Genomic DNA, 7,896 nt, shown 5'->3' with positions numbered 1-7,896 from the left:
CCCCGGCAGGCCATGGTCTCCGTCATCGCGTCCACGGTCGCGCTCTCGGACCGCAGATCACGGTCGAAGGACACCCACCCGGTGATCCCGCACATACGCAACCTCCCGCGTCCGGCCTCGGTCGGCCCGATCACCTGCGGCTTCCGTCGCGGTCCGGGCCGTTCCGGGCGAACCAGTTGTATTAAGCAGCTATGTCGAGCGTGTGTCACACGCGGAAGGCGGTCAACTCGGCCGCGCCCCGGCCCGGGCGCCCCACCCCTTGGTTTCGGACCGGTTTTGCGTTCCGTGTACGTCCCCCGCACATCCCGTGCGCACGGCGACCGGCACCGTTACGGGCGGTCGCCGCCCTGTCTCGGCCAGGCGCAAAGAATTCCCCAAGGTCACCCGTCGCCGCACCGGATTCCCCCGAATGCCGCACGGCGGAATCCGCCCTAAGGTGCTCATATGGAGCACGCCCTCAGTCCCTCGACCCTCGCGGAACTGCGCCGGCCACGGCCCTATCCCGCGGTGTCGGTGCTCACGCCGACGCACCGCCGCGAGCCCGAGAACACCCAGGACCGCGTCCGGCTGCGCAATGCGCTGGCCGACGCCAAGAAGCGGCTGGAGGCCGATCCGGCGATCACCCGTGAGCGCCGGATCGACGTCACGCACCAGCTCGACCGGGCACTCGCCGAGATCGACCTGGCGCATGCCGAGGACGGACTGGTCATCTTCGCCGCACCCGGCGAGCACCAGGTGTGGTCGCTGGCCCGATCGGTGCCCGAGCGTGTGGTGCTCTCGGACACCTTCCTCACCCGCAACCTGGTCTCCGCCCAGGTCGCCGAACAGCCCTTCTGGGTGCTGACCCTCTCCGCGGAGCGGGCGGCGCTGTGGAACGGTGGCGCCGACCGGGTCGTGGAGGAGAGGGCCGCGGGCTTTCCGATCGTGCGCCGCCACGAGAACTTCGACGCCGAACGCCAGGAGCGGATCGGCGATGTGCCGAGCACGTTCCGCGACGAGGCGACCCGCCGGTTCCTGCGGGACGTCGACATCGCGATGGGCGACGTGCTGCGCCACCATCCGCGCGCGCTCTACGTCACCGGCGAACAGGCGGCGCTCTCCGTGCTGCACGAGCGGGGCGGCGTCACCGCACACGCCGTCCACATCCCGCACGGCGGGCTCGCCGAGGCGGGCCCGGACGCGGTGTGGCGGGCGGTCGACCCGGTCCTGGCCGCGGAGAACCTCAAGGCCGTCGCGAGAGTCGGCCGTGAGCTGGAGTCGGCCCGCGGCCACAGGGCGTTCGCCGCCGGGGTGGACGAGGTCTGGCAGAGCGCCTCCGACGGCCGGATCCGTCTCCTCGCGGTCGAGGAGAACTACCGTGTGACGATCAGCGACGACACCGGCGACCACCTCGTACTCGCCGAGAGCGGTGAACTCGACGCCCGCGAGGACATCGTGGACGAGATCGTGGAGCGCTGCCTCGACACCGGCGCCGACGTGCGCTTCGTGCCGGACGGCGCGCTCGGTGACGCCCAGGGCATCGCCGGGGTGCTCCGCTACTGAGGCACTGACTACCCTGGCCCCCGCGACCGCAGGACGCGGTGCGGAGGGAGGGCGGCCGATGGGCGCGCTGCTGGGCGTGGCGGTACTGGGTGCGGGACACATGGGCGCCGACCATGTGCGGCGGCTGGACCGCCAGGTGAGCGGAGCGAGAGTCGTGGCCGTGGCGGACCCGGACACGGACCGGGCGAAGGAGGCCGCGGCGGGGATCGAGGGCGTCCTCGTGCATCCCGACCCCGTGGCCGCGCTGGACACCCCCGGTGTCGAGGCGGTGCTGGTCGCCTCTCCCGGCGAGGCGCACGAGGAGGCCCTGCTCGCCGCCTTCGCGCGGGGGCTGCCGGTGCTGTGCGAGAAGCCGCTCGCGCCCGATGCGGCCGGGGCCCTGCGTGTGGTGGAGGCGGAGGCGGGGCTCGGGCGGCGCCTGGCCCAGGTCGGGTTCATGCGGCGCTACGACGCCGAGTACGCGCGCCTGAAGTCCCTGCTGGACCAGGGGCGTCTGGGTCGGCCGCTGATGCTGCACTGCACGCACCGCAATGTGTCCTCCCCCCGCGACTTCACCACGGACATGCTGATCACCAGCTCCGTGTCGCACGAGATCGACGCGGCCCGCTGGCTGCTCGGCCAGGAGCTCACGGCGGTGTCGGTGCTGTGCCCGCGCTCGTCGCCGGGCGCCCCCGAGGGTCTCGACGATCCCCAGTTCGTCGTGTTCGAGACCTCGGGCGGGGCCCTGGTGGACGTGGAGGTCTTCGTCAACTCGGGCTTCGGCTACCAGGTGCGCTGCGAGGCGGTCTGCGCGCACGGCACCGCGCGGATCGGCGACGGGCGCACGATGGTCGTCACCGGCGAGGGCGGCGCGGTCGAGGAGGTCCCGCGGGACTACCTCGTCCGGTTCGCCGACGCCTACGACCGCGAGGTGCGGGCATGGGTGGACGCCACGCGCCGCGGGCAGGTCACCGGCGCGTCGGCGTGGGACGGATACGCGGCGGCGGCGGTCGCCGAGGCGGGGGTGCGGGCGCGGCGCGGCGGGGTCCGCCAGACCGTGGAACTCGCGGCACGCCCGGAGTTGTACACCACCCCGGGCCACTGACATATGCCGGCAGCACCGACCCGTCGGGTGTCGCCGAACGCCGTACAGGCCCTCCCCCGCTGTGGGAGAGTGGTCACGGCCGAGCGGACCGCCCGGCCGCCCCGCCGCAGGGCGGCCCGAGCCGGGCACCCTGCCCGCCGCGATGTCGCGACGAGGCAGGGCGCACGCCGACGGCGTCGGTGGGGTGGGGTTCACGTCCTGATGGTGCACGTGCGTGGGACGGCCGGCGCGGCCGTGTCATACCGGTGCGCTGCCGGTGCCCGTGTCGCTCCTGGGCTTCGACAGGCTCTTGGGAAGCGCGAACTTGATCTCCTCCCGCAGGTCCTGGATCTTGGGGTAGCTGGAGTACTGGCCGGTGAGCCGGTACATCTCGCGCAGCCGGTCCCAGGTGCGGTGGGAGGAGTTCGCTCCCATCGAGGACAGAGCCAGGCGCGCGTAGCGGTCGGCCTGTTCGGGGTCGTCGGCGATGAAGCAGGCCGAGGCCAGGGAGATGTGGTCGAAGATCTTCGACCGGTCGTGTCCGGACCTGCGCAGTTCCAGCGCCTCCTTGGCGTGGCGTTGCGCGATCAGGGCGGCGTCCGGCTCGTGTTCGGCGAGGGTGCGGTAGGCCAGGGCCTGCATTCCGTGCAGATCGGCCTCGTCGAACATCTGCATCCAGCTGGGCGGGGGCACGTCGCCCCGGTCGGAGACGAACAGGTCCTCCGCCTCGCCGAGCGTGCGCCGCATGGCCTGGCCCTTGCCCATGGAGGCCTGCGCCCAGGCCTCGATGGTGCAGAGCATGGCCTTCGTGCGCGGCAACACCTCCTCCCCGGAACCGGACTTGGCGAGCTTCATCAGGTCCAGGGCGTCGTCGGGCCGGCCGAGGTGCACCATCTGGCGCGCGGCGCGGGAGAGCGCCTCCCCGGCACGCGGCCGGTCGCCGCCCTCACGGGCCGCGTGGGCGGCGATGACGAAGTACTTCTGCGCCGTGGGCTCCAGACCGACGTCGTGCGACATCCATCCGGCGAGGACGGCGAGGTTGGCGGCGACGCCCCACAGCCGCCGCTGGAGATGGTCGGGGTGGTGGTAGGCGAGCATGCCGCCCACCTCGTTGAGCTGTCCCACGACAGCCTTGCGTTGCAGCCCTCCGCCACGAGCGGCGTCCCAGGCCCGGAACACCTCGACGGAACGCTCCAGTTCCTCGATCTCCTGCGATCCGATGGGGGCGGCCTCGTAGCGGTCGAACCCGGCGGAGTCGGCGTACAGGGGGTCGTGGGTACGGGGGACGTCGGCCGCGAGAGCCGGATCGGTGTGCAGCCAGTCGTGCATCGCGCTGCGAAGTGCGGATCCTGCGGCGAGCGCGGCGCCCGCGCCCACCAAGCCGCGTCGGTTGAGCATGAGGTCCATTCCCGTGAATTCGGTGAGGACCGCAGCCGTCCGCTCGGGCGCCCATGGAACTCCGTCGGGGTGCTTCGCATGCCCGTCGTCACGTCTGCTCCCCGCGCGCCCGTGCCGGACCAGACCGAGGTCCTGGGTGGTCACGACACGGCCGAGACGCTCGGTGAACAGAGCCGCCAGCACCCGTGGCACGGGATCGCGCGGGATCTCTCCCATGTCGATCCACCGCCGTACCCGCGAGGTGTCGGTCGCCAGCTGGGGATGCCCCATGGCCGCCGCCTGCCGGTTGACCATTCTCGCGAGTTCGCCCTTGGACCAGCCGGTCAGGCCGAACAGGTCCGCGAGACGGGTGTTGGGTTGTCCGCTCACATCAAGCCCCCAGGTTCTCGGCTGACTTGACAGTAGCCCGCTGTCAGGTGCTCCGGGACTATTCGCCAGGGTTCGCCAGGGTGCGCCAGATGGTGTGCCAGGGGCCGACGGGTGTCAGGTAGGAATGCGCCACCCCGACCCGGTCGCCGCAGGGACATTCCCCAGGGTGCGCCGACGGCGGCCGGGAGGGGCAGCGCGTCATCGAAGGCACACGAAGGGATCCGTGACCACCGTGTACGCAGCATCGTCCTCCGTGTCCGCCCCGCCCCGGCCGCTGCGAGCCCGCCCGGGTGCCGGCGGCCCCTACCTCGACCCCTCGCGGGGCGCCGCCCCCGCGCTCGCCGCCGGCCGGGCGCGGCGCGCTCCGGGCGCCGCCTCCGGGCCCCTCAGCGGCCGTATCGACCTCTCCGGCCCCCAGGGCGCGCAACTGCGCACGGCGATCGCCTCGGTGCACCGCATCTGCCCGGAGTTCGCCCCGGTGCAGGTACTGCGCCGCACCGGGCACTCGGTGCTCCTGGTCGGCACGACCGGACGCACCACGGCGGTCGCCAAGTGTTTACTGGATCAGTCGCCCATGTGGGCCGAGCGCTTCCGGCGCGAAATAGCTGCATACCGGTTGTTCGTCCGTCAGCGGCCGCCGGTGCGGGCACCCCGGCTGATCGCGGCGGATCCGGACAACTGCACCCTGGTCATCGAGCGCATGCCGGGCCGGGTGGCGGCGCTGCAGCGGCATCCGGTCGAGGCGCCGCCCCGCGCGGACATCAGGACGGCGCTGGCTGCCGTCTGCCGGCTGAACGCCTGGCGGCCCCCGGCGGGCACGTTCGACGCGCCGCTCGACTACGCGGAGCGGATCTCGCGGTTCCATGAACTGGGGCTGCTCACGGACCGCGACATGGGCGACCTGCAGAAGCTGCTGCACGGCATCGCCCACACGGCGGGGCGTCAGGGCATGGGCCAGTTCTGCCACGGCGACGCCCTGCTGTCGAACGTCCTGCTCTCGCCCGCGGGCCCGGTGCTCGTGGACTGGGAGCACGCGGGCTGGTACCTGCCGGGCTACGACCTGGCGACGCTGTGGGCCGTCCTCGGTGACGCCCCGATGGCCCGGCGCGACATCAGCAAGATCGCGCAGTCGGCGGGACCGGCGTCGCGCGACGGCTTCCTGGTGAACCTGATGCTCGTCCTCACCCGGGAGATCCGTACCTACGAGACGGCGGTGCAGCGCTCGATGCACGACGCGGCCCCGGCGGCACCGGGAGTGGCCCACTCGGGTGCTGCGCCGTCCGGCGAGGAACAGCGGCTGCTGCTGCGGCGGCTGCACGACGACTGCCACATGGCCCGCCGGGCCGTACGAGCGGCGGTCGGCACTCGCTGACGGGGATGGTGGTCCGCGGTGTGCACGCGAGAGCGGCACACCGCGGACCTTCGTGCGTTCCGGGCGGGGGTCGGGCGCCACGCCGACCTCGGCTGTTCGGTGATGTCACGGGAAACGGCGTCCCGGCGTGCATGATTGACGCGGCGTCGGGGCCCGGGTGCCGGCGGGTCCGTCCGTCCCAGGAGGCTGCCTTGCTCGGTTCCGCCACCCCACGCTCCTCCGCCCGCCGGGCCGCGGTCGCCGTCGTCTCCGCGGCGCTGCTGCCGCCCCTGCTGGGCGCCACCGCCCCCGCCGCCCCGCCGGGCGGTACGGCACGGCTGCAGGGTGCCTTCGCCGCCGCGGCGGCCGCGTACCACGTGCCGCGCAGCGTGCTGCTCGGTGTGTCCTACCTCCAGTCCCGCTGGGACACCCACGGTGGCGCGCCGAGCGTGGCCGGCGGCTACGGGCCCATGCATCTGACGGACGTACGGACCGCGATGGCCCGCGCCGGGGCCGCCCGGGGCCGCCCCCTGTCACCGCCCGTCGGGACGGCACCCGACGACTCCCGGCTTCCCGCCCGGCTCACCACCCTGACCAGGGCCGCCGCGCTGACCGGCATCCCGGCGCGACGGCTGCGCACCGACCCGGCGGCGAACATCGCCGGCGGCGCCGCGCTGCTCGCCGCCGCGCAGAGGCGCCTCGGCCGGCCGCTCAGCGCCGAGCCCGCCGCGTGGTACGGCGCGGTGGCCGCGTTCTCGGGCGCGGACGACCACGCGAGCGCGGTCTCCTACGCCGACGACGTGTTCGAGGTGATGCGCGAGGGTGAGCGGCGCGTCGACGACGCCGGCCAGACCGTGGCGCTCGGCGCCCAGCCGCGCCTGAGGCCCGACACCGCACGGCCGAGCAGGGCCGGGCTGCACGGCCCCGTGACGTCCGGCCCGAACGGCACCCAGTGCCCTCGCGTCCTGTCCTGCGCGTGGGTCCCGGCGCCGTACGAGCGGACCGGACCGGACGACTACGGCAACCACGACCTCGGCGAGCGCCCGCTCTCGGGAAGCATCCGGTACATCGTCGTCCACGACACGGAGGGCCGGTGGGACGACGTCCTCAGACTGGTCCAGGACCCCACGTACGTGTCCTGGAACTACACGGTGCGCTCCACGGACGGGCAGGTGGCCCAGCATGTGCGGACCGAGGACGTGGCCTGGCACGCGGGCAACTGGTACGTCAACGCCACCTCGGTCGGCATCGAGCACGAGGGCTTCCTCGCCGCGCCGGACGCCTGGTACACGGAGGCGATGTACCGTTCGTCGGCCCGGCTCGTGCGCTACCTCGCCGCGCGCTACCACGTGCCGCTGGACCGGCAGCACGTCCTCGGCCACGACGACGTGCCGGGCCCGACGGCCTCCTCGGTCCCCGGCATGCACACGGACCCGGGGCCGTACTGGGACTGGCGGCACTACTTCGAGCTGCTCGGCAGGCCGTTCCACCGCACGGCGAGCCGACGGGGCGGTGTGGTGACGATCCTGCCCGACTACACCGCGAACCGGCCCGCGTACACGGGGTGCGCGGCGGCGGGTGAGCCGTGCGCGGTGCACGGTTCGGGTGAGGTGCGGCTGTACAGCCGTCCCGACGCCGCCTCCCCGCTGATCGGGGACATCGGGCTGCACCCCGGCGGCGAGGACTCGACCACCGACGTGAACGACCTGGGCTCACGGGTGTCCACCGGCCAGCGGTACGCGGTGGCCGGCCGTCGCGGCGGCTGGACGGCCATCTGGTACCTGGGGCAGAAGGCGTGGTTCCGCGGCCCGCGCGGTCGGCGCGTCGCGGTGGACGGATCCGGCCTCGTGGTGACGCCGCGGCCCGGCCGCACGAACGTGCCGGTGTACGGGAGGGCGTACCCGGAGGAGAAGGCGTACCCGGCGGGCGTGCCCGTCCAACCGATCTCGCCCCTGCCGTACCGGATGCCGGCGGGCCAGCGGTACGTCGTCGGCGACGAGGTGCCGGGCGAGTACTTCTACGCGACCACCTACGCACGGGACACGCACCGGGTCGTGACCGGCGAGGACCGGTACTACGAGATCCAGTTCGGCCATCGGGTGGCGTTCGTGCGGGCCGCGGACGTCCGGGTGGTGCCGTCGACGGCGCCGGTCCCGTAGCGGGGTGCGGCGTC

5 protein-coding genes are annotated in these 7,896 nt (G+C 73.4%); 4 read left to right on the top strand and 1 reads right to left on the bottom strand.

Annotated elements, in window-relative coordinates:
• Positions 1 to 444: 444 nt before the first annotated feature.
• On the top strand, positions 445 to 1,542 hold the full coding sequence (locus tag AB0C59_RS03645; protein WP_363000593.1) for a chemotaxis protein: 1,098 nt from the start codon (positions 445 to 447) through the stop codon (positions 1,540 to 1,542).
• Between the two features lie 58 nt (positions 1,543 to 1,600).
• Positions 1,601 to 2,626 (top strand): Gfo/Idh/MocA family oxidoreductase, encoded by a 1,026-nt coding sequence (locus AB0C59_RS03640; protein WP_363000591.1) that lies wholly within the window; start codon positions 1,601 to 1,603, stop codon positions 2,624 to 2,626.
• Between the two features lie 237 nt (positions 2,627 to 2,863).
• Here AB0C59_RS03640 and AB0C59_RS03635 read toward each other — a convergent pair whose 3' ends face one another.
• Positions 2,864 to 4,372 carry a hypothetical protein gene (locus AB0C59_RS03635; RefSeq protein ID WP_363000589.1) on the bottom strand — a complete coding sequence of 503 codons (1,509 nt, stop codon included), beginning with the start codon at positions 4,370 to 4,372 and terminating at the stop codon, positions 2,864 to 2,866.
• Between the two features lie 232 nt (positions 4,373 to 4,604).
• On the opposite strand from AB0C59_RS03635, the gene AB0C59_RS03630 reads away from it, so the two are divergent.
• Positions 4,605 to 5,744: an aminoglycoside phosphotransferase family protein gene (locus AB0C59_RS03630; RefSeq protein WP_363000631.1), complete on the top strand. Its 1,140-nt coding sequence runs from the start codon at positions 4,605 to 4,607 to the stop codon at positions 5,742 to 5,744.
• Between the two features lie 131 nt (positions 5,745 to 5,875).
• Positions 5,876 to 7,882: a peptidoglycan recognition family protein gene (locus tag AB0C59_RS03625; protein WP_363000587.1), complete on the top strand. Its 2,007-nt coding sequence runs from the start codon at positions 5,876 to 5,878 to the stop codon at positions 7,880 to 7,882.
• Positions 7,883 to 7,896: the final 14 nt, after the last annotated feature.

This window comes from Streptomyces sp. NPDC048664, from assembly GCF_040650555.1.
In the GTDB taxonomy this organism is placed as follows: Bacteria; Actinomycetota; Actinomycetes; order Streptomycetales; family Streptomycetaceae; genus Streptomyces.
This window is presented reverse-complemented; position numbering and strand designations above follow the sequence as displayed.